Raw genomic sequence first — 21,537 nt, forward strand, 5'->3', positions numbered from 1 at the left:
ACAGGAACACAACCCATTCATAGACGGAAATGCCTTAGCCTCTCCTTAAGCGGCCGGTAAAATTTTACGCGTGTCCAAAAGAGGTTCAGGTTGGCTGCATGCTGAGGATGACGGTCGGCCAGAGTTCCGAGACCGTCGGATGGATCGGAACCGCCCAGCGCAGCGCATCGAAGGTGGCGCCGGCGTTCATCATGTCGAGCACGCCGTGGATCGATTCATCGCCGCCGGTGCCGAGGATGGCGGCGCCGAGGATCCGTCTGGTTTCCGCATCGGTCACGATCTTCATGAAGCCCTGCGTCTCGCCCTTTTCGACCGCCCGGCCGACCTGCGTCATCGGCCGGCGGCCGACGAGGACCTTCTTTCCGGCTTTGCGGGCTTCGGTCTCGCTCATGCCGACGCGGCCGAGCGGCGGGTCGATATAGAGCGCATAGCCGAGCAGCCGGTCGGACACCTTGCGGTCCTCGCCGTCGAAGAGGTTCGCGGCGATGATTTCGAAGTCGTTATAGGCGGTGTGGGTGAAGGCGCCCTTGCCGTTGCAGTCGCCCATCGCCCAAATACCGTCCACGTTGGTCGCGAGACGGTCGTCGACCTTGACGTAGCCCCGCGTGTCCGTCTCGACGCCGGCCTTGTCGAGGCCGAGGTCGTCCGTGTTCGGGCGGCGTCCGACCGCGAGCAGGATGTCTGAACCGACGACCTCCGGCGCGCCTTCGGTGCAGTTCACCCCGACCGCGACCCTGTCTCCGTCCTTGCGGAGGCGGATGCATTCGGCGCCGGTGCGGACGTCGATCCCCTCCGCCTCCAGGATGCCGCGGACCGCGTCGGAGATTTCCTCGTCCTCGCGGCCGATGAGGCGGGGGCCTTTCTCGACGATCGTCACCTTCGCGCCGAAGCGGCGGTACATCTGCGCGAATTCGAGGCCGATATAGCTGCCGCCGACGATGATGAGATGTTCCGGCACCCGGTCGAGCATGACGATGTCGCTGTTGGTCATGTAGGGCACGTCGCCGATGCCCGGGAAATCCGGGATCGCGGCCCGTCCGCCGACGTTCAGGAATATTTGCGGGGCGGTCAGCAATTCGTCGCCGACGCGCACCGTGTTCCTGCTTTCAAAACGCGCATGGCCGCGGATCAGCGTGCAGTTCGGCATGCCTTCCAGCCAGCTTTCGTTGCCGTGGCGGGAATCGAGCGTCACCTGATGCGAGCGGCGCATGACCGCCTTCATGTCGATCTTCACCGGCCCGCCGAGCACGACGCCGTAATCGGCGCCGCGGCGGGCGAGATGGGCTGCGTAGGCGCTCGCGACAAGCGTCTTGGTCGGTTTGCAGCCCGTGTTGACACAGGTGCCGCCGACATGCTTGCGCTCGATGATCGCGACCGTCTTGCCGGCGTCGTTGAAACGTCCGGCGAGCGACGGGCCCGCCTGTCCTGCGCCGATGATGATCGCGTCGAAAGCCTTCATGGCGCAACCGGAACGGACAGGGATGACACGATGAGGTAGGCGCCGACGATCGCGACGGCATCCTCGATGAGGGCGGCCGGGAGATCCTTGCCGAAGCTCTTGGCAAGCCCGGCACGGGCGGCCGCGCCGCCATAGGTTCCGATGACCGCGCCGACGATGCCGGCAATCAATCCTGCGATCCAGCCGCCAGAGGGCGTGCCGATCGCGGCACCCGCCAGCGCGCCCATGAGGATGCGGGCGCCGAACTGCTGCGGCACCTTGCGGCTCGGCGTGGACGGAAGCTGGTCGGTGACGAGTTCGACGATCGCGAGGATCGTGAAGATGCCGACCGCCCAGACCGAACCCATGAAGGCGAGCCAGGAGCCGGAAAGATCGAGCCAGCCGAGATAGGCGGCCCAGGCGACGGCGGCGGGCGCCGTCATGGCGCGAAGGCCGGCGACGACGCCGATCAGAAGTGCAAGCACATAAACCACGATAACCCCCTTTTGATGCCGTTTCGGCGTGACCTGTCCCGGACGCAAGACTGTTCCCGACCCAGCATCGGGTCAAGTAAAACTTGTATAAACCGCCCCCGCACCTGCCTTTCTGCCTGGAGTGCTCGCAAAACGTGCTTTCCCGTCTCGAAGGATTTTATGGAAATCGGCTGCACAGGGATTAAAATGACCGCCGGTTCCCGCTAGAAGCCCGGGACGGATGGAGGAGCCCGCCTGTTGAGATATCGCATTCTTCTGCCTCTGGTCGCGCTTGCAGCGATCGGCCTGGCGCTGGTCCTGAAGGGCGGCGATATCGTTGCGCGCGGCTATATGAACGAGGCCGAGGTCCAGGCGGGCACGACGCTGCGCCTTGCCGTCTCCGCGCTCGACGGGCATCTGAAGCGATACGAGGCGCTGCCGGCGCTGATCGCCGACCAGAACAATATCGAGGCGCTTATCTTCGACCCGAAGAACCAGGGATTGCGGGCGCGCACGAATGCTTATCTCAAGGAGATCAACGCGCTCCTCAAATCCTCGGACATCTATGTGATGACCATGGAGGGAGAGACGATCGCCGCCAGCAACTACGATTCCCCGGTCAGCTTCGTCGGCGAGAATTTCATCTATCGCCCTTATTTCCTGGAGGCGGCCAAGGGCCGGCAGTCGCGTTTCTACGCGCTCGGCACCACGTCGCTGAAGCGCGGTTACTATTTCGGCTCGCCGATCGAAATCGACGGCATCATCTACGGGGTGATCGTCTTCAAGGTGGATATCGATTCCATCGAAGCGTCCTGGAGCGGTGGCGACGACCGGATTTTCGTGTCCGATCCGGAAGGCATCATCTTCATGACCGGCAGCCCGGAATGGCTCTATGCGAGCATCCTGCCGCTGACGCCCGACCGCATCGCCCGCACCGAGGCCTCCCGCCGTTACGCGGATGCGAAGCTGCGCGAGCTGCCGGTGAGACGCGGCACCTTCGCGGACCGGAACGTGATGACGATCGCCGATGGCGGGGTCGCGAAGGAATATCTTGTCGTGTCGCAGCCGATGCCTGAGGCCGGCTGGACCGTCAACGTCCTGATGGATACCAGCTCCGTTCACAAGCAGGCCACGACGACGATCGTCGCCGTGCTCTTGATGCTCTGCCTTGCGGGGCTTGCGATCGCCATCTTCATGCAGCGCCGCGCCCGGCTGGACGAGCGCATGCAGCTGCAGGCGGAGGCGCGCAACGAGCTCGAACGGCGCGTTGCCGAACGCACCGCCGATCTCGCCCGGGTCAACAGCCGCATCGAGGAGGAGATCGCCGAGCGGCGCCTGACCGAGCAGCGGCTCCGTCAAACCCAGGCGGACCTCATCCAGGCGGGCAAGCTCGCCGGCCTTGGCCAGATGTCGGCCGCACTCTCCCACGAGCTCAACCAGCCGCTGGCGGCCGCCAAGACCTATGCCGAGACGACCGGCGTCCTGATCGATCTCGGGCGCACCGAGGAGGCGCGGGACAACGTGAAGCGCATCTCCGCGCTCATCGACCGCATGGCCTCGATCAGCAAGCATCTGCGCAACTTCGCCCGCAAGCCGAACGAGAAGCTCGGGCCGGTCGCGCTCGACGACGTCATGCGGGACACGCTGGAAATCGTCGCCGCGCGGCTCAAGGCGGCGGACGCGGAGCTCGAGATCGAGATCGATCCCGCGGTGAAGGCCGTGAAAGCGGGCGCGGTGCGGCTTCAACAGGTGCTGGTCAACATCATCACCAATGCCGCCGATGCCGTCGAAGGGCTCGATGATCGCCGCATCACCGTTTCCGCCGCCGTGCACGGCGACAAGGTGATGGTGTCCGTGCGCGACCGCGGCCCGGGTGTGGCGGCCGCCATCCGCGAGCGCATCTTCGATCCGTTCTTCACCACCAAGGGCGTCGGCAAGGGCCTGGGCCTCGGGCTTTCGATCTCCTACAATATCGTCAAGGATTTCGGCGGCAGCTTGAGCGTTGCCGATCATCCGGAGGGCGGCGCGGTCTTCATGATCGAGCTCGACGTTGCCGACGGCAATCTCCTGGAGGCGGCCGAGTGAACGGGCAAAGGGTTCTGCTGGTCGATGACGAGGAGGAGCTGCGCCGCTCGACCGCGCAGGCGCTGGAGCTCTTCGGCCTCACCGTCCAGACCTTCTCCCATGCCGATCACGTGCTGGAGCTCACCGGTTTCGGCTTCGACGGCGTGGTCGTCAGCGATATCCGCATGCCCGGCATCGACGGCATGACGCTTCTCCAGCGTATCCGCGAGCTCGATGCGGAAATCCCGGTCATCCTGGTGACGGGGCACGGCGACGTGCAGCTCGCCGTGAAGGCGATGCGGGAAGGGGCCTACGATTTCCTCGAAAAGCCGTTCACCCCCCAGCATCTCGCCGGCATCATCCGCCGCGCGCTCGATCGCCGCGGCCTCGTGCTCGAAAACCGGCGCCTGCGGGCCGTGGCCGGCAAGCGCGACGATGTGGAGGCCCGGCTACCCGGCCGCACCCAGGTCATGGTCGACCTGCGCTATCGCATCCGCGCGATCGGCGCGACCGACGCGGACACGCTGATCATCGGCGAGACGGGCGCCGGCAAGGAAGTGGTGGCCCGGGCGCTGCACGACGTCAGCACGCGCGCCAACAGGCCGTTCATCGCCATCAACTGCGCCGCCCTGCCGGAAAACCTGATCGAGAGCGAGCTTTTCGGTCACGAGGCCGGCGCCTTTCCCGGCGCGCTTCGGCCGCGCTACGGCAAGTTCGAACACGGGCGGGGCGGCACGATCCTGCTCGACGAGATCGGCTCTATGCCCGTCGACCTGCAGGCGAAATTCCTGCGTGTGCTGCAGGAGCGGGTGATCACCAGGCTCGGCTCCAACGAGACCGTGCCGCTCGACGTGCGCTTCATCGCCACCAGCAAGGTTGATCTCGAAGCGGAGGTGGCGGCCGGCCGGTTCCGCGCCGATCTCTTCTACCGCCTCAATGTCGCGACCATCCATGTTCCGTCGCTCATGCAGCGGCGGGCGGATATCCCGCTTCTCTTCCTGCAGCTCGTGCGGGAGGCGGCGGCGCGCTACGGCCGGGAGGATGTGGACGTGCCGGCCGACGTCATCTCGGCGGTCGCCCAGCGCGACTGGCCGGGCAACGTGCGCGAGCTGCGCAATGCCGCCGACCGGCTGGTGCTCGGGCTCGATCCGAAGCCCGGCGAAACGGCGGGGGCAGCCAAGGACGGGGCAGGGCGGCTCGCCGACAAGGTCGCGGCCTTCGAGCGCAACCTGATCGCCGGCGAGATCGCCGCGCATGGCGGCGCGCTCAGGCCCGTCTACGAATCCCTCGGCATCTCGCGCAAGACGCTTTACGAAAAGATGCAGAAATACGGCCTCGACAAGAAGCTGCTCGGCCCGGAACACATGCTGCAGGACGATCGGGAGAGCTGATCCGGCCTAGGGATGGGTGGAAATCCACCCATGGTTTTCCCCCATTGTTTCCGAATCCACCCATGCTGCGGCGCGGCATTCACGGAAATGCCGGTTTAACACTTTCGCAATGATTGCGCCTCGTCCGGTCTTGCAACAAATGGCCTTCAGGCTGGCGCCGGAGGAGACTTGAGGAGACTTGCGCGCCGGCTAAGCCACAGCTTTCATCCTGGAGGACCCCGATGAAAATCATGAACGCCGTCATCGGCGCAACCGCTCTTGCGGCACTTTCGCTCTTTTCCGCCTCCGCCAATGCACAAGGTTATCCGGAACGCCAGATCACCATGGTCGTGCCGTTCGCAGCCGGCGGCCCGACCGACACGGTCGCCCGTCTCGTCGCCGAATCCATGTCGAAGGACCTCGGCCAGCAGATCGTCGTCGAAAACGTCGGCGGTGCAGGCGGCACGCTCGGCGCGGCCCGCGTCGCGAATGCCGAGGCGGACGGTTATACCGTGCTGCTCCACCATATCGGCATGGCGACCAGCGCCACGCTCTACCGCAAGCTTCCCTACGACACGCTGAACGCCTTCGAATATGTCGGCCTCGTCACCGACGTTCCGATGACGCTGCTCGCCCGCAAGGACATGGAGGCGACCGACCTGAAGGGCCTGATCGAATACGCCAAGGCCAATGCGGACAAGGTGACCGTCGCCAATGCCGGCATCGGCGCCGCCTCGCATCTTTGCGGCATGCTCTTCATGAGCGCGATCGAAACGCCGCTCGTCACCGTCCCCTACAAGGGCACCGGCCCGGCCATGACCGATCTGCTCGGCGGCCAGGTGGACATCATGTGCGACCAGACCACCAACACGACGAAGCAGATCCAGGGGGGCACCGTGAAGGCCTATGCGGTCACCTCGCCGGAGCGCCTCGACGTCCTGAAGGACCTTCCGACCGTCAAGGAAGCCGGCCTGCCGCAGATAGAACCTGTCCTCTCCGTGGCCCTGACGTCTTGATCGGCACGGTGCTCGGCACGCTGATCGGTGTCCTCCCTGGCATCGGTCCGATCCCCGCGCTCGCCATTCTTCTGCCGATCACGTTCGGCCTCGACCCGCTCTCCTCGCTCATCATGCTGGCCGGCATCTATTACGGTGCCCAATACGGCGGCTCGACCACCTCGATCCTGGTCAACATGCCGGGCGAAGCCTCCTCGGTGGTGACCTGCATCGAGGGCCACCAGATGGCCAGGCGCGGGCGCGCCGGCGCCGCGCTCGCGATCGCCGCTCTCGGCTCGTTCTTCGCCGGCTGCGTCGGCACGGTCTTCATCGCCGCCTTCGGCCCGCCGCTGTCGGCGATCGCCCAGCAGTTCAACTCGCCGGACTATTTCGCACTGATGCTGCTCGGCCTGGTCATGGCGATCGTGCTGGCGCACGGCTCGGTGCTCAAGGCCGTCGCGATGGTCCTCATGGGTCTGCTTCTCGGCCTCGTCGGCACCGACATCAATACAGGCCTCACCCGCTACACCTTCGGCCTGTCCGGTCTTTGGGAGGGCATCGACTTCCTGCCGCTGGTCCTCGGCCTGTTCGGCATCGTGGAAATCATCCGCAATCTCGAAAACCCGCCGCCGCCGCGCGAGACGATCAGCACGCGGTTGCGCGATCTCTGGCCCAACAAGCAGGAGATAAGGGACTCCATTCCGGCCGCGCTGCGCGGCACCGGCCTCGGCTCGATCCTCGGCATCCTGCCGGGTGGCGGAGCGGTTCTTGCCTCTTTCGCCAGCTACACGCTGGAGAAGAAGATCACCAAGACCCCCCGCAAGTTCGGCAATGGCGCCGTCGAAGGCGTCGCCGGTCCGGAGGCGGCTAACAATGCGGCGGCCCAGACCTCGTTCATCCCGTTGCTGACGCTCGGCATTCCCTCGAACCCGATCATGGCGATCATGATGGGCGCGATGATCATCCAGGGCATCCAGCCGGGTGCGGCCGTCATGACCACCCGTCCGGACCTCTTCTGGGGCATGGTCGCCTCGATGTGGATCGGCAACCTGATGTTGGTCATCATCAACCTGCCGATGATCGGCATCTGGGTGAAGCTGCTGTCGGTCCCCTATCGCCTGCTCTATCCGGCGATCCTGCTGTTCTGCGCGATCGGTGTCTATTCGACCAGTACCGAACCGTTCATGATGGTCCTGATGATCGTCTTCACGATCTTCGGCTATATCCTGCACAAGCTCGGCTGCGAACCGGCCCCCATGGTGCTCGGCTTCATCCTTGGTCCGCTGATGGAGGAGAACCTCAGGCGTTCGCTAGTCATTTCGCGCGGCGATCCGATGATCTTCATCGACCGTCCGATCGAGGCCGGAGGTCTGCTTGGCCACCAGCCGCACGTCCTTCCCGACTTCGAGGCCCTGGTCGGAGGCGGCGGCGATCACCGAAAGAGCCGAGACCTCGCCGCCGCAGACGAAGCCGTCCGGACGGTCGGGTTCGGCCATCCGCCGGTAGAGATGGTCGCGGATGTCGTCCGACTTGCTGTCGAGCGTCACGCCTTTGGCGATCTCGAAGCCGACGCCTTCCTCGCGCACCGCCGTCATGAAGCCGTGCCGCATGTGGTGGGCGAAGGTGAAGCGGTCCGGCGGCAGGATGATGAACAGCTTTTTCGACCCGGCCGCGATCAGCTTGCGGGCGGCCTGGTAGGCGAAGCCGTAATTGTCGTAGTCCACATAGGGGTGGGCGGTCGCAAGCTCGGTGCGGCCATGACAGATGAACGGAAAATTGTTCTCCATCAGCAGTTTGACACGCTCGTCCGAGGGCTCCGTGCGGGTGAAGACGATGCCGTCGGCCATGCGGTTGCGCACGATGTGGCGTACCGGGTCGATCTGCGGCGTGTCGGAAAAGTGCGGGGTGACGACGAGATGGTAGGCCGTGCCGCGCAAGGCTTCCGTCAATCCCCTGATCATCGAGGTGGCGTAGCCGAGGATTTCCTCGTGCGGATCGAGAACCAGGCTGATGACGTTGGTGCGGCCGGTGCGCAGGCGTTGCGCCGCCCGGTCCGGCAGGTAGCCGATCTCGCCGGCGACCTGGCGCACGCGCATCCGCGTTTCGAGCGCGATCTGCGGCGCATCGGCGAGCGCCCGCGATACGGTCGTGACGGCAAGCCCCGTCAGTTCGGCGATCGTCTTCAAGGTTGGCTTCGCATCCGAGCCGGATCTTTCCGTCGTCCGATCCGGCATCGCCCGCCGACCCTTGTCCTCCAGGTCATCCAGCGACATGTATCCTCGTCTCCTCCGCCCCTTCCGAAATCGGAACAAGCCTCACCTATATCGTTACAAATTTTCCGGATGTCGCCAGGAATTTTTCTCGATTCCTGAGGAAAAATTTGCTTCCTTTCAGATTCTCAAGTTTTTTCATTGTGTTAGGCGTATGATGAAACTCCTCAAAAAACTCCTCCTGCCGGGTTGACACCAACCGCGTTTATATCGTTATAAATCGCCATATCCGGAGAGGAGCCCGGATGCAAAGGGAGATTCTCAATGAATATTCGAATGATCAGCAAATTCGCTGCCGGCGCGGCGATCATCGCCCTGACGGCGGGTGCCGCCAAGGCGCAGGAAAGCGTCGAAGTCCTCCACTGGTGGACCTCCGGCGGTGAGGCTGCGGCGCTCAACGTCCTGAAGGAAAACCTCCAGAAGGAAGGCGTCGCCTGGAAGGACATGCCGGTTGCCGGCGGTGCAGGCTCCGCCGCGATGACGGCGCTGCGCGCCCGCGTCACGGCCGGCGATCCGCCGACCGCCGTCCAGCTTCTCGGCTTCGACCTCCGCGACTGGGCGGAAATGGGCGTTGCCGCCAATCTCGACGACCTCGCCGCCAAGGAAGGCTGGGACAAGGTCATCCCGGCAGCTCTCCAGGATTTCTCCAAGTATGACGGCCACTGGATCGCCGCTCCGGTGAACATCCACTCCACCAACTGGCTGTGGATCAACAAGGCGGCTCTCGACAAGGCCGGCGGCAAGGTTCCGACGAACCTCGACGAGCTGATCACGCTGCTCGATGCCTTCAAGGCCCAGGGCCTCACGGCTCTCGCCCATGGCGGCGTTCCGTGGCAGGACGGCACGCTGTGGGAAGCCGTCGTCCTTTCCGTCGGCGGCCCGGACTTCTACAAGAAGGCGGTTCTCGATCTCGATCCGGCGGCTCTTTCCGGCGATCAGATGAAGACGGTCTTCGACACGATGTCGAAGCTGCGCACCTATTTCGACCCGAACTTCTCGGGCCGCGAATGGAACCTCTCGACCGCTCTCGTCATCGAAGGCAAGGCGGGCGCTCAGGAAATGGGCGACTGGTCCAAGGGCGAATGGCTGCGCGCCGGCAAGAAACCAGGCACGGATTTCGTCTGCATCCGCTTCCCCGGCACGCAGGGGTCCGTTCTCTTCAACGCCGACCAGTTCATGATGTTCGACGTGGGTGACGACCAGCGCGACGCCCAGCTCAAGATGGCGTCCGCCGTCGAGGATCCGGCCTTCCAGATCGCCTTCAACACCGTCAAGGGCTCGGTGCCCGCCCGCACCGACGTGCCGGGCGACCAGTTCGACGATTGCGGCAAGAAGGGCATTGCGGACCTCGCCGAAGCCTCTTCCAAGGGTACGCTGATGGGCTCGCTCGCCCATGGCTACGCCCAGCCGGCCGCCATCAAGGAAGCCATGCTGGACGTCATCACCCAGCATCTCAACGGCCAGCTCACCACCGACGCGGCGCTGAAGCGCCTGCCGGAAGCGGTCGCTGCCGCGAAGTGATCGGCTGATTGTAAATTGCTGAAGTTTAAGTGGCCGGGAGGCAATCCCGGCCACTTTTCGAGTTTCCTTATTTCTGGTGTCTACCGGAGGTCATGATGACGACAATCGAACCGGTGCCGGCCGTGGTGCCGCAGAGACAGGGCCGCTCAGTTGCGGATGGATTGCGCAACGCGCTGCCGAAGATCGTGCTGGCGCCCTCGTTCGCGGTGATCCTGGTCTTCGTCTACGGCTTCATCCTCTGGACCGTCTATCTCTCCTTCACCACCTCACGCATCCTGCCGGTCTACAAGTGGGGCGGGTTCGACGCCTATTACCGCCTCTGGTCGCAGCCGAACTGGTATGTGGCCATGCAGAATCTGGCGATCTTCGGCATTCTCTATATCGGCATCTGCATCGCGCTCGGCCTCGCCATCGCGATCCTGATGGACCAGCGCATCCGCGCCGAAGGCGTGCTTCGGCCGATCTTCCTCTATCCGATGGCGCTCTCCTTCGTGGTCACCGGCACCGCCTGGAAATGGTTCCTCAACCCCGGCCTCGGGCTTGAGAACACCATGCACCATCTCGGCTGGGAGAGTTTCAGGTTCGACTGGCTCGTCAACCCGCAGATGGCGATCTATACCGTCGTCATCGCCGGCGTCTGGCAGGCTTCCGGCTTCGTCATGGCGATGTTCCTCGCGGGGCTTCGCGGCATCGACGGCGAGATCGTCAAGGCCGCCCAGATCGACGGCGCATCGAACGTGGCGATCTACCGCCGCATCATCATTCCGCTTCTGCGTCCGGTCTTCCTCTCCGCCTTCATCGTGCTCGCGCACATGGCGATCAAGTCCTACGACCTGGTCATCGCGCTCACCGGCGGAGGGCCGGGCAACGCGACCGAACTGCCGTCCACCTTCATGTATTCCTACACTTTCACGCGCAACCAGATGAATGTCGGTTCGGCGAGCGCCGTCATGATGCTGATGGGCATCACCGCGATCATCGTGCCCTATCTCTATTCGGAACTGCGGGAGAGAAAGCAATGAGCGCGACACAAGAAACCGCCAATGGGACGGTGAGCGCCGGTTCGGCCCGCACCGCCCGCTATTTCATCTATGCGGCGCTCATCGTACTTGCGCTCGTCTACCTGCTGCCGCTCTACGTGATGCTCACCACATCCTTGAAGTCGCTCGACGAGATCCGCGCAGGCGACATGCTCGCCCTGCCGCGCGAGCCCTCGGTCGCCGCCTGGGCGAGGGCCTGGGGAGAGGCCTGCATCGGCGTCTCCTGCGTCGGCATCAAGGGTTATTTCTGGAACTCCATCAAGATGGTCGTTCCGGCGGTCGTCATCTCGACGCTGCTCGGCGCGCTCAACGGCTACGTGCTCACCAAATGGCGTTTTCCGGGGCACAAGATCGTCTTCGGCATGATGCTGTTCGCCTGCTTCATTCCCTTCCAGGCCGTCCTCATCCCGATGGCGCGCCTGCTCGGCCTGATGGGGCTTTCGAACACCACGACCGGTCTCGTCATGGTCCACGTGATCTACGGTCTCGGCTTCACCACGCTGTTCTTCCGGAACTATTACGAAGCCTTCCCGGACGAACTCGTGAAGGCCGCGATGATCGACGGCGCGGGCTTCTTCCGCATCTTCTGGCGCATCCTGCTGCCGACGTCGGGGCCGATCATCGTCGTTACCGTCATCTACCAGTTCACCAATATCTGGAACGACTTCCTGTTCGGCGTCTCCTTCGCGGGCGGGGAGGCCTCGCCGATGACGGTCGCGCTGAACAACCTCGTTTCCTCTTCCACGGGCGTCAAGGAATACAATGTCGACATGGCGGCCGCCGTCTTCGCGGCATTGCCGACCCTGTTTGTCTACATCGTCGCCGGACGCTATTTCGTGCGCGGTCTGATGGCCGGCGCGGTCAAGGGATAAGTGCTCATGAGCTTTCTTGAAATCAAGAACATCCGCAAGAAGATCGGCAACGTCGAGATCCTGAAGGGCATCAATATCGACCTCGAAAAGGGCGGCTTCCTGGTTCTCGTCGGGCCGTCCGGCTGCGGCAAGTCGACCCTGCTCAACGTCATTGCCGGCCTTCTGCCGCAGTCTTCCGGCGACATCGTTATCGACGGACAGGTGGTCACCGACCTGCATCCGTCGAAGCGCGACATCGCCATGGTCTTCCAGTCCTACGCGCTCTATCCGAACATGACGGTCGAGGAAAACATCGCGTTCGCGCTGGAAATGCGCGGCGTCGACAAGGCGAGCCGCGAGGCTGCGGTCAAGCAGGTGGCGAAAACGCTGCAGATCGAGCATCTCCTGAAGCGTCGTCCGAGCCAGCTTTCCGGCGGTCAGCGCCAGCGCGTCGCCATGGGCCGCGCCCTCGTGCGCCAGCCGCGCGTCTTCCTGTTCGACGAGCCGCTCTCCAACCTCGACGCCAAGCTGCGCGTCGAAGTGCGCGCCGAGATCAAGGCGCTGCACCAGAACACCCATGCCACGATCGTCTACGTCACCCACGACCAGATCGAGGCGATGACGCTCGCCACCAAGATCGTCGTGCTCAAGGAGGGCACGGTGCAGCAGGTCGGCGCGCCTTCCGAAATCTACAATCGTCCGGCCAACCTCTTCGTCGCCGACTTCATGGGCTCTCCGGCGATGAACATGCTGAAGGGCAAGGTCGTCTCCTCCGGCGGCGCGCAGTCGATCGCGCTCTTCGGCAACGAGGGCGTCAAGGTCTCCATGCCGCCCTCCGTCACGGCGAGTCTCGCCGACGGCAAGGAGGTCATTCTGGGCCTGCGTCCGGAAGCGATCACGGACAGCGGCCTCCTCGATCCGCAGGTGCGCTCCGTCGCGCAGATCGAGGCGGATGTGACCATGGTCGAGCCGACGGGTTCCGATACGTTCGTGACCGGCAAGCTGGACGGGGCAAGCTTCACGGCCCGCACCCGTGCGGACGTGCATGTTTCGGTCGGCCAGAAATTTCCCTTCTCCTTCAATCTCGACAAGGCCGTCGTCTTCGATCCGCAGACGACCAGCCGTATCGATTGAGGCCACCTCCGAAATGGACGAAGGCGCAATACATGCGCCTTTTTAGGTAGCGATAACAGCGACTTAGCCACACGTGCGGAACCATTCCTCACGAACTTGTGTTCCCTTGGAAACATCGGAACCAAGGAGAAGTCATGTCGCGAACCCGGGATTTCACGCAGTTCGATTCGCGTAAGGAAGCCTCCGAACGTCCCGCGAAACGGGCGTTCCCCAAGTCATGGGGTGCAGAATATCTGAGCGATGGCGAGGCTCTGTTCCGGCTCTGGGCGCCGGACATCGAGCGCCTGCGCTTGCAGGTCGACGGACGCAATCGCGAGATGCTGCCGGCCGGGGCCGGGTGGTTCACGCTGGTCGTCGAAGACGTGGAGCCGGGAACGCCGTATCGGTTCGTCATGCCCGACGGGCAGGCCTTCGCGGACCCGGCGTCGCGTGCCCAGGAGGGCGGCGTGGACGGCCCGTCGATCGTTCTCGACCCCTCGTCCTATCGCTGGAGCGCGCCCGGCTGGCGGGGCCATGCCTGGGAGGAGGCCATCCTCTACGAAATCCATATCGGTACGTTCACGCCCGAAGGCACGTTCCGCGCCGCGGCGGAGAGATTGAACCAGCTCGCCTCGCTCGGCGTCACAATGCTGCAGGTCATGCCGGTCAACCAGTTTCCCGGCGAACGGGGCTGGGGATATGACGGCGTGCTGCCCTATGCTCCGCACCATGCCTACGGGACGCCGGACGACATGAAGGCGTTCGTGGATGCCGCCCACCGGCACGGGCTGTCGGTCATGCTCGACGTCGTCTACAACCATTTCGGCCCGCGCGGGTCCCTGCTCCAGCCCTACGTACCTTCCTTCTTCGATCCGGAGCGGAAGACGCCATGGGGGCCGGCCATCGATTTCAGCCGGCCTCAGGTGCGGCGGTTCTTCATCGACAACGCCCTCTATTGGCTGGAGGAATACGATCTCGACGGGCTAAGGCTCGATGCCGTCGATCAGATCGTCGACGACTCCTCGGAGAAGCATTTCCTGGTGGAGCTCGCCGAAAGGGTGCACGGCGAGGTGACGGGCCGCCGCCGGCATCTCGTCATGGAGGATCACCGCAACATCACCCGCTATCTCGAGCGCAATCGCGCCGGCGAGGCACTGCTTTACGAGGCGGTCTGGAACCACGACGTCCATCATGCGGCGCATGTCGCCGCAACCGGCGAGACGGCCGGCTATGTGGGGATCTTTGCCGACGATCCGGTCCGGAAATTCGCCAGGGGACTGGCGGAAGGCTTCATCCATCAGGGCGAACCGTCGCCGGACGGCGAGGCACACGGCGAGCCGAGCGGCCACCTTCCGCCGACGGCATTCATCAATTTCCTGCAGAACCACGACCAGGTCGGCAACCGTGCTTTCGGCGAACGGCTCATCTCACTTACCGACCCCCGGATGCTGCGTGTCATGACCGCGATCCTGCTGCTTTCGCCGCAGGTCCCCCTCCTGTTCATGGGCGAGGATTACGGCGAGACACAGGGTTTCCGCTTCTTCAGCGATTATCAGGGCGTGCTCGCCAGGGAGACCTGGGACAACCGGATCAACGAGGCGGCGAATTTCGGCGGCATTCCCGAAGGCGTCTCCAGGCCGGAGGATATCGCCGATCCCAATCTCGTCGACACTTTCGAGCGCTCGAAATTGCGCTGGGAGCATGTCCGGCGGCCGGAGGGCCGGGCCTTTCGCGGCCGGTTTCGCGAGCTGATCGCCAAGCGTCGCGAGCATGTCGTTCCCGGCCTGCGTTCCGCGCCGCCTCGTTCCGGCGAGATGCTGGATGCCGAACCGGGCGTAATCGCCGTCGACTGGCGCCTGGCGGATCGCATCCTGCAGCTCCGTGCCAATCTTTCGGAGCAGGAGAAGTCGATCCCGCCCGTTTCCGGCTCGATCTTTCATGCAGAGCCCATGGGAACGACCGCGGAAACCGTGCTTCCCGGCCTTTCCATGGTCATGGCCGTTTCGGTGCTTTGAGCGCCGGAATCCTCGAAAAATCCGGAACAATCTCCCCAGAGGCGCGGTTCTATCCGTAGTCGGTCCGGAACGGGGCCAAGATCAGATCGAGGAGACAGGCAATGGCTAACGGAAATTATTCCCAGTCGGGTGGATATCGAAACGACCGCATGCGCGACGAGCGCGACTTTGCGCGGGAGACCTCCGGCGATTACCGTCCGGGCGACACCGGTTATGTCCGCGGCTTCGGCGACTACCAGCGCAGCGGCGACAATTCCTTCGGGGACCGGGAGTCCGGCGGCAGCGAGGGCGATCGGTCGCGCTCCTCCCGCTACGGCCGGGGTGAGCAATGGGCCAGCGACGACTACGGCTATGAGTCCGGTTACGGCGATACGGAGCGTTCCCGCGCCTGGGCCCGAGAATCCTATCGCGGCAGGCCTTCGTCCTTCAGCTACGAGCCCGGCCGGCGCCGGGTGAACCAGGCCTATGGAGACCGCTACGGCGCCGACTATGGCTATGGAGCCGTGACCGACCGGGGCTATGGAAGGGAGGATCGCTTCCGTGGCTCGGACGACCGTGGCTCCCAGCGCAGCTTCATGGAGCGGGCCGGCGACGAGGTCGCATCCTGGTTCGGCGATGAAGAGGCCGAACAGCGCCGCATGATGGATCAGCATCGCGGCAAAGGGCCGAAAGGCTATCAGCGTTCCGATTCGCGCATCGAGGAGGACGTCAACGACCGTCTGAGCGACGATCCCGTGCTCGACGCATCGAACATCACGGTCACCGTCAAGAGCGCGGAAGTGACGCTCGACGGATTCGTTTCCAGCCGCTGGGACAAGCGGCGCGCCGAGGACCTGGTGGACGACGTCTCCGGCGTCCGGCATGTGCAGAACAATCTGCGCGTGAACAGCGCCCCGGCCGATACGCTCACCGGTTCGACCACGGACTAGCCGCTTTCGATGACGTGCCGGGCCGCCCGGCGGCCCGGCCCTTTTCCCACCGACGCCTTTCCCAAGGAGCGCCCATGACCAAGACGACGAGTGACCGACACGGCCCGGAAGCGATTCGCAAGGATGCCGAGGGCCAGTTCGCCAACCCGAAAACGGGCGGCAAAAGCAGCGGCGTGGCGAGCGCCAAGCCCACGGTGATCACCGGTTCGGAAGATGCGACCGCCCATAAGCTGCCGCCCGGTCGCAAGGAGCCGAAGAAGGACTGGGAGGTCAAATTCGACATTACCGAGCGCTCCCGGAATATCTAGGCCGCTTCCTCTGCGGATTTTCTTCGATCGCCTTCCGCCCGGGACGTTTCCGACGCTCCTGTGAAAAGACGTATCGCCAGCAATCAATCCTTGGCCGCGCCCCCAAAACCGGTTAGAAGATACGCGCTAGCTATATTAGCAAAGGGCGGGATATTGAGACGAGTACGGGGGCAGGCGGCACAGGCGCCTGCATCGTTTCCCTAGGGTAAATGCGCGGAATGTTAAGAGTTTCGCGGTTTTTCCCGACAGCGCCCATCGGCGCTTACCTGGTCGCGCTTGCGGCTGGCGTGGCTTTGCCCTTGCTGGTTTTCGTGGCCTATCTGATGCTGGAGCTCGAGTCGAACGAGCGCGAGATCCTCGCCAACGAAACGGCCGAGGACGCCCAGCTCATCGCCCGTTCGGTCGATCGTGAATTGCAGGACATGGCGACGACGCTGAGGCTGCTCGTCACGTCGCAGGAGCTTGAAAACGGCGATCTCAGGGCCTTCCACAAACGCACGCAGAACAGCCTTCGATCGAACTCGCTCTACGTGCTCGTGGTCGATGCGGACGGTCAGCAGCGGCTCAATACGCGCGTGCCTTTCGGAACCTCGCTCGGCAAGGTATCCAATCCGGCGGCGCTCGCATCGGTTTTGCGCAGCGGCGTGACGGAAGTCTCCAATGTCTTCTTCGGCACCACGAGCGGCAAGCACGTCTTCAACGTCTCGATGCCCCTGCCGAAGGAGGTTTCCCATTCCGGCGCTGCGATGATCATCACGCAGAACGCCGAGGACCTGCAAAAGCTCATCTCGACGGAAGGGCTCTCGGCCGGGTGGACGGTCGCGGTGGTCGATGGCTCCGGGCATGTGGTCACGTCGACCGGTGCGAATGCGCTAGCGTCCGGCTCGGCCTTTCCCGCCGATACCCTGAGGCTGATGACCGGCTTCAAGGGCACGATCGAGGACATGGACGGCGAATTGAAGCAGATGTACGGTTATGCCCAGATCACCGGCTGGACCTGGAAGGCCGTGGTGTGGGGGCCGATAGACGCGGCGCAGGCAAGCATCCTGACCACCTGGCGGCAATTGATCGCCGGCGGGGCGATTTTCCTGGCCGTCGGCATGCTGATCGCCTGGCTCGTCGGCCGCCAGCTTCGCATTCCCATCCGGCAGATCGCCGAAATGGCCGAGCGCATCGGCAGGGGCGAAATCGTGGCGCCGGTGGAAACCAAGATACGGGAAGCCAACCAGGTGGCCGTCGCCCTTTCCAACGCTTCCTTCGACCGCAGCCAGGCGGAAGATCGCATTCACCTGATCCTGCACGAGCTTGTCCATCGAACCAAGAACATCCTCACCCTCGTGCAGGCGATGATGCGCCAGCTCGCGCGCCAGGACACGACGATGGAGGAGTTCCAGAACGCCATCAGCAACCGCCTTCAGGGTCTCAGCAAATCGATCGAGGCGCTGGCGAAGGAGCAATGGGGCGGCGTCTCCATCCGCCGTGTGATCGAGATCCACATGAGCACCTTTGCGGAAGTGGCCGATCGGGTGGAACTGCAGGGCGCGGATTTCACGCTGAAAGCGGAGGCGGTTCAAAACCTCGGTCTCATCCTGCACGAGCTTGCGACGAACTCGGTGAAATACGGTGCGCTCTCGGTGCCGCAGGGCAAGGTCCGCATCGCCTGGAGGGATGTCGCCGACGAGGGCGGAGGCGAGACCAAGCTCCGGCTGGTCTGGGAGGAAAAGGACGGTCCGCCGGTCCGCGAACCGTCGCGGACGGGTTTCGGCACGACGATCATCAAGCGCCACGCGGCGGCGGCGTTCGCAGGCCAGGTGGACGTCGATTTCCGTCCCGAGGGGCTTTGCTGGATCCTCGTGGCACCGCGCTCCTCCTTCGAGCGGGGCGAGGGCGCCGAAAGCCTCAAGGATATCGCGATTTAGCCTCCGGCGTCGGAACGAAGCAGCGCTCCTGCCGTTTAAGCGGCCATGGACGCCACTCTCACGACGATCGAGATCGATCGGGATTCCCTCGAAATCATCGGCCTTACCTATGTCAGCGATACCGAGCCCGGCATCCGGCGGCTGCGGCGCGGCAAGGGCTTCTGCTACCGCCTGCCGGACGGCGCATTGCTGGAGGATGAAGAGGAGCGGCGCAGGATCGCTTCGCTCGGCCTCCCGCCGGCCTATGAAAACGTCTGGATCTGCCTCGATCCGCGCGGGCATCTGCAGGCGACGGGCTACGATTCGCGCGGCCGCAAGCAGTACCGCTATCATCCGGACTGGCAGAATTTCCGCAGCGAGCAGAAATACGACCAGCTCGTCCGTTTCGGCGAGGCGCTGCCCAGAATCCGCCGCAAGGTGAAGCGCGATCTGACGCTCGGCCTGGACAATTCCGATGCGGTGATCGCGGCTCTCGTGGCGCTTCTCGACGCCACGCATCTGCGCGTCGGCAACAGGGCCTATGCCAAGGAGAACAAGACCTACGGAGCTACGACGCTCCTCAAGCGGCACATGATCCTTTCGGGCGATGCGATCCGGTTGCGCTTCGTCGCCAAGGGCGGGAAACGGGTCCAGCATACGCTGAAGCATCCGCGCCTGCAGCGCATCCTGGAGGAGATCGCCGATCTGCCCGGCCGCCAGCTCTTCTCCTGGCCGGACGACCAGGGCGTCCCTCATCCGGTCGATTCGGGAAGGCTGAACGCCTATCTCGCCAAGGCGGCGGGCTTTCCCGTCTCGGCAAAGACCTTCCGGACCTGGGGCGGCAGCCTTTCCGCCTTCATGGCGGCATGGGAGTTCGTGGAGGCGGAGGGCAGGCGCCCGAAGGTCAAGTTGATGACGAAAGCCGCGTCGGAAGCATTGAACAACACGCCGGCCGTCTGCCGGTCGAGCTATATCCACCCGAGCATACTGGCGCTGGCGGAGGATATCTCTCCGCTGGAAAAGGTGATGGGGGACGAGACCGTATTGGATGGCCCGAGAGGCCTGAGGGCCAACGAGCGGCGGCTGATGGCTTTCCTGCGGGAGGTCTCGACCAGCTGAGGGCCTTGGGGACGGCCGCCCGCGAGGAGTGACGGGCGGCCGAAAACCGGGTTGGCGTCGATCACGCCGCCCGGCGATCGTGCGGTCCTTCCCGGACCTCCTCGACGATCTTGTCGACGAATTGCGGCAGATCGTCGGGCGAGCGCGAGGTGATGATGCCGTTGTCGACCACCACCGCTTCATCCTTCCAGGAGGCGCCCGCATTGCGGATGTCCGTCCGGATCGAGTGGTAGGACGTCGCCTTGCGGCCCCGCAATGCGTCGGCTTCCACCAGCAGCCACGGACCATGGCAGATCGCCGCGACGGGCTTGCCGCTTCTCACGAAATCGCGCACGACGCGCACGGCATCCTCGTTGACGCGCAGAAGATCGGGATTGATCTGCCCGCCGGGCAGGACGAGGGCGTCGAATTCCTCGGCCTTGACGTTTTTGGCTTCGAGGTCGACCGGGACGGTATCGCCCCAGTCCTTCTTGTCCCAGCTCTTGATCTCGCCTGACTTGATCGATGCGATCTTCACCTCGGCTCCGCGTTTCTTCAGCTCCTCCAATGGAACGCGCAGTTCCGATCGCTCGTAGCCGTCGGTCGCGAGGATCAGGATGGAAGCGGACTCGATAGCGGTCATTCTGAACTCCTTTTCGTCGAATGTTTTTCCGGTCTCAAAGGCGGCCGGTGGAAAGGTCCCGGCCGTTGATGGAGGCGGGAACGCTGATTTCTTCGCGAGGCGCCTTGGGCAGCGGAAGGACCACGGCTTCGGGTACGACGACCTGCAGCTCTTCCGGATGGGCAACGGCAAACGTCTTCTTCTCGTTGGTGCCGGTCAGTCTGTTTCGCAGCATCTTGAAAAAGTGTCGCATGATAGATCTCCCGTCGCGAACGAGGGCATGTGCCCTCTTACGCAGGGGCAAACCCCCGGCCCACGAATTCGTTCCATCTTTTTTGCAGCCCGTTACACAACGTTATCGTGCGGTTCTGGAACAAAATTCCGTGTCGTGCGTTTGACGCCGGATGTCTGCGCTCCCCGCCGCTGATGAACTTGTCCGGGTGCCCGCCGAATGAAGGATGACCGCTTGACCGGTTCCAGCCGGCCAATCCGATCAAGACAGATTTTCGGCCTTGGCGACGCTCGGGGCACCCATCGGCGGGCGATCCGGGCCATTCCCGCCCTTCTCCTCTGTCCCATGACCGCTTCCTGCTCCGGCATCCAGTCGGCGCTCGATCCCGCCGGTCGGGAAGCGGCGGATGTCGCAACGCTTTTCTTCGTCATGCTGACAGGCGGCGCTGTCATCTGGGCGGGCGTCGTGGCGATGCTCGTCTATGCGGCGCGCAAAAGGCGGGCGCATTCGGAAAAGGGAGCCGGCCAGTTCATCCTCTGGGGCGGCGCGGTCATGCCGACCGTCATCCTTGCCGCGCTTCTTTCCTATGCCGTCTGGCTGATGCCGAATGTCCGGCCCTGGTTTCAGGACGAAGACGGCGGACTGCGCCGCATCGAGGTCACCGGCGAGCAGTTCTGGTGGCGGGTGCGCTATCTCGGAGAAGACGGCGAGGTTCTCTTCGAGACGGCAAACGAAGTGCGCGTTCCGGTCGGAGAACGCGTCGTCTTCTCGCTCACGTCGCCGGACGTCATCCATTCCTTCTGGATCCCCGTGCTCGGCGGCAAGATGGACATGATTCCCGGCCGCGAGAACCGGCTTGCTCTCCTGGCCGAAAAGCCCGGTACCTATCGCGGCGTCTGCGCCGAATTCTGCGGGACTTCGCACGCGCTGATGGCTTTCACGGTGCTCGCCCTGGAGCCGCAGGCGTTCGAGGACTGGGTGTCGGCGCGGCGGAACGCGTCCGGCGCCGGGGATTCCGAAGGTCTGGCGCTGTTCCTGAAGCATGGATGCGCCGCCTGTCATGCGATTTCCGGCACCGAGGCGCGCGGCACGATCGGTCCGGATCTCACCGCCTTCGGCGAGCGGGGCTCGGTCGGTGCGGGCACGCTTGCCAATGAGCAGGAACATATCGCCCGTTTCATCCGCTATCCGGGGGAGGTGAAGCCCGGCGCGCTCATGCCGCATTTCGGCATGCTGCCCGACGCCGATGTCGGCCGGATGGCAACCTATCTGAAGGGGCTCAGATGACAAAGAGGCTCAT

The 21,537-nt window shown here is 64.0% G+C and carries 17 protein-coding genes and 2 pseudogenes; 14 read left to right on the forward strand and 5 right to left on the reverse strand.

The genetic code is table 11. From position 1 onward, the window contains the following. Positions 1-85 precede the first annotated feature (85 nt). Positions 86-1,459, reverse strand: coding sequence for an FAD-containing oxidoreductase (locus QTA58_RS13970; RefSeq protein WP_289669317.1), 1,374 nt, complete (start codon positions 1,457-1,459; stop codon positions 86-88). Next, positions 1,456-1,932 carry a DUF4126 family protein gene (locus QTA58_RS13975; RefSeq protein ID WP_289669318.1) on the reverse strand — a complete coding sequence of 159 codons (477 nt, stop codon included), beginning with the start codon at positions 1,930-1,932 and terminating at the stop codon, positions 1,456-1,458. Before QTA58_RS13975 ends, QTA58_RS13970 begins: the two co-directional genes overlap by 4 nt. Before the next feature lie 237 nt (positions 1,933-2,169). On the opposite strand from QTA58_RS13975, the gene QTA58_RS13980 reads away from it, so the two are divergent. The 4 genes and pseudogenes from QTA58_RS13980 to QTA58_RS13995 all read left to right on the forward strand — a co-directional run. Then, positions 2,170-3,996 (forward strand): sensor histidine kinase, encoded by a 1,827-nt coding sequence (locus QTA58_RS13980; protein ID WP_341850262.1) that lies wholly within the window; start codon positions 2,170-2,172, stop codon positions 3,994-3,996. Beyond that, positions 3,993-5,366 carry a sigma-54 dependent transcriptional regulator gene (locus tag QTA58_RS13985; RefSeq protein WP_289669319.1) on the forward strand — a complete coding sequence of 458 codons (1,374 nt, stop codon included), beginning with the start codon at positions 3,993-3,995 and terminating at the stop codon, positions 5,364-5,366. Before QTA58_RS13980 ends, QTA58_RS13985 begins: the two co-directional genes overlap by 4 nt. Positions 5,367-5,587: 221 nt before the next feature. Next, positions 5,588-6,322 (forward strand): annotated as a pseudogene (locus QTA58_RS13990) (tripartite tricarboxylate transporter substrate-binding protein); the annotation flags it as partial. A 35-nt stretch (positions 6,323-6,357) separates the two neighbouring features. Beyond that, positions 6,358-7,704: pseudogene (locus tag QTA58_RS13995) on the forward strand (tripartite tricarboxylate transporter permease); the annotation flags it as partial. Here the strand turns inward: QTA58_RS13995 and QTA58_RS14000 are convergent. Beyond that, positions 7,651-8,613 carry a LacI family transcriptional regulator gene (locus tag QTA58_RS14000; RefSeq protein WP_341850281.1) on the reverse strand — a complete coding sequence of 321 codons (963 nt, stop codon included), beginning with the start codon at positions 8,611-8,613 and terminating at the stop codon, positions 7,651-7,653. The pseudogene QTA58_RS13995 and the gene QTA58_RS14000 overlap by 54 nt on opposite strands. A 267-nt stretch (positions 8,614-8,880) precedes the next feature. Between QTA58_RS14000 and QTA58_RS14005 the strand changes: the two genes are divergently transcribed. From QTA58_RS14005 to QTA58_RS14045, 9 genes are all read left to right on the forward strand, one after another. Next, entirely contained in the window at positions 8,881-10,131 is a 1,251-nt protein-coding gene (locus tag QTA58_RS14005) for an ABC transporter substrate-binding protein (protein WP_289673165.1), read from the forward strand. A gap of 95 nt (positions 10,132-10,226) precedes the next feature. After that, positions 10,227-11,153 (forward strand): sugar ABC transporter permease, encoded by a 927-nt coding sequence (locus QTA58_RS14010; protein ID WP_289669320.1) that lies wholly within the window; start codon positions 10,227-10,229, stop codon positions 11,151-11,153. Then, positions 11,150-12,043 (forward strand): carbohydrate ABC transporter permease, encoded by an 894-nt coding sequence (locus QTA58_RS14015; protein WP_289669321.1) that lies wholly within the window; start codon positions 11,150-11,152, stop codon positions 12,041-12,043. The genes QTA58_RS14010 and QTA58_RS14015 overlap by 4 nt, the downstream gene beginning before the upstream one ends. A gap of 6 nt (positions 12,044-12,049) precedes the next feature. Continuing rightward, complete coding sequence (locus QTA58_RS14020; protein ID WP_085420404.1) at positions 12,050-13,156, forward strand: ABC transporter ATP-binding protein; 1,107 nt, start codon at positions 12,050-12,052, stop codon at positions 13,154-13,156. A gap of 134 nt (positions 13,157-13,290) precedes the next feature. Continuing rightward, complete coding sequence (gene treZ / locus QTA58_RS14025; RefSeq protein WP_289669322.1) at positions 13,291-15,150, forward strand: malto-oligosyltrehalose trehalohydrolase; 1,860 nt, start codon at positions 13,291-13,293, stop codon at positions 15,148-15,150. 101 nt (positions 15,151-15,251) lie between these two features. Next, a complete protein-coding gene (locus tag QTA58_RS14030; protein WP_289669323.1) occupies positions 15,252-16,079 on the forward strand; it encodes a BON domain-containing protein in 828 nt (275 codons plus the stop codon). 74 nt (positions 16,080-16,153) lie between these two features. Next, complete coding sequence (locus QTA58_RS14035; protein ID WP_085420401.1) at positions 16,154-16,387, forward strand: hypothetical protein; 234 nt, start codon at positions 16,154-16,156, stop codon at positions 16,385-16,387. Between the two features lie 218 nt (positions 16,388-16,605). Further along, positions 16,606-18,306 carry a sensor histidine kinase gene (locus QTA58_RS14040; RefSeq protein WP_085420400.1) on the forward strand — a complete coding sequence of 567 codons (1,701 nt, stop codon included), beginning with the start codon at positions 16,606-16,608 and terminating at the stop codon, positions 18,304-18,306. Positions 18,307-18,378: 72 nt separating this feature from the next. Beyond that, on the forward strand, positions 18,379-19,404 hold the full coding sequence (locus tag QTA58_RS14045) for a DNA topoisomerase IB (RefSeq protein WP_289673167.1): 1,026 nt from the start codon (positions 18,379-18,381) through the stop codon (positions 19,402-19,404). Between the two features lie 61 nt (positions 19,405-19,465). Here the strand turns inward: QTA58_RS14045 and QTA58_RS14050 are convergent, their stop codons facing one another. Together QTA58_RS14050 and QTA58_RS14055 are read right to left on the reverse strand one after the other, a co-directional pair. Continuing rightward, on the reverse strand, positions 19,466-20,026 hold the full coding sequence (locus QTA58_RS14050) for a type 1 glutamine amidotransferase domain-containing protein (protein WP_085420399.1): 561 nt from the start codon (positions 20,024-20,026) through the stop codon (positions 19,466-19,468). A gap of 34 nt (positions 20,027-20,060) precedes the next feature. Continuing rightward, positions 20,061-20,258, reverse strand: coding sequence for a hypothetical protein (locus tag QTA58_RS14055; RefSeq protein WP_085420398.1), 198 nt, complete (start codon positions 20,256-20,258; stop codon positions 20,061-20,063). A 213-nt stretch (positions 20,259-20,471) separates the two neighbouring features. Between QTA58_RS14055 and coxB the strand changes: the two genes are divergently transcribed. Next, complete coding sequence (gene coxB, locus QTA58_RS14060) at positions 20,472-21,524, forward strand: cytochrome c oxidase subunit II (protein WP_289669324.1); 1,053 nt, start codon at positions 20,472-20,474, stop codon at positions 21,522-21,524. Positions 21,525-21,537 lie beyond the last annotated feature (13 nt).

This window comes from Neorhizobium sp. CSC1952 (assembly GCF_030378245.1).
GTDB lineage: Bacteria > Pseudomonadota > Alphaproteobacteria > Rhizobiales > Rhizobiaceae > Neorhizobium > Neorhizobium oryzae_A.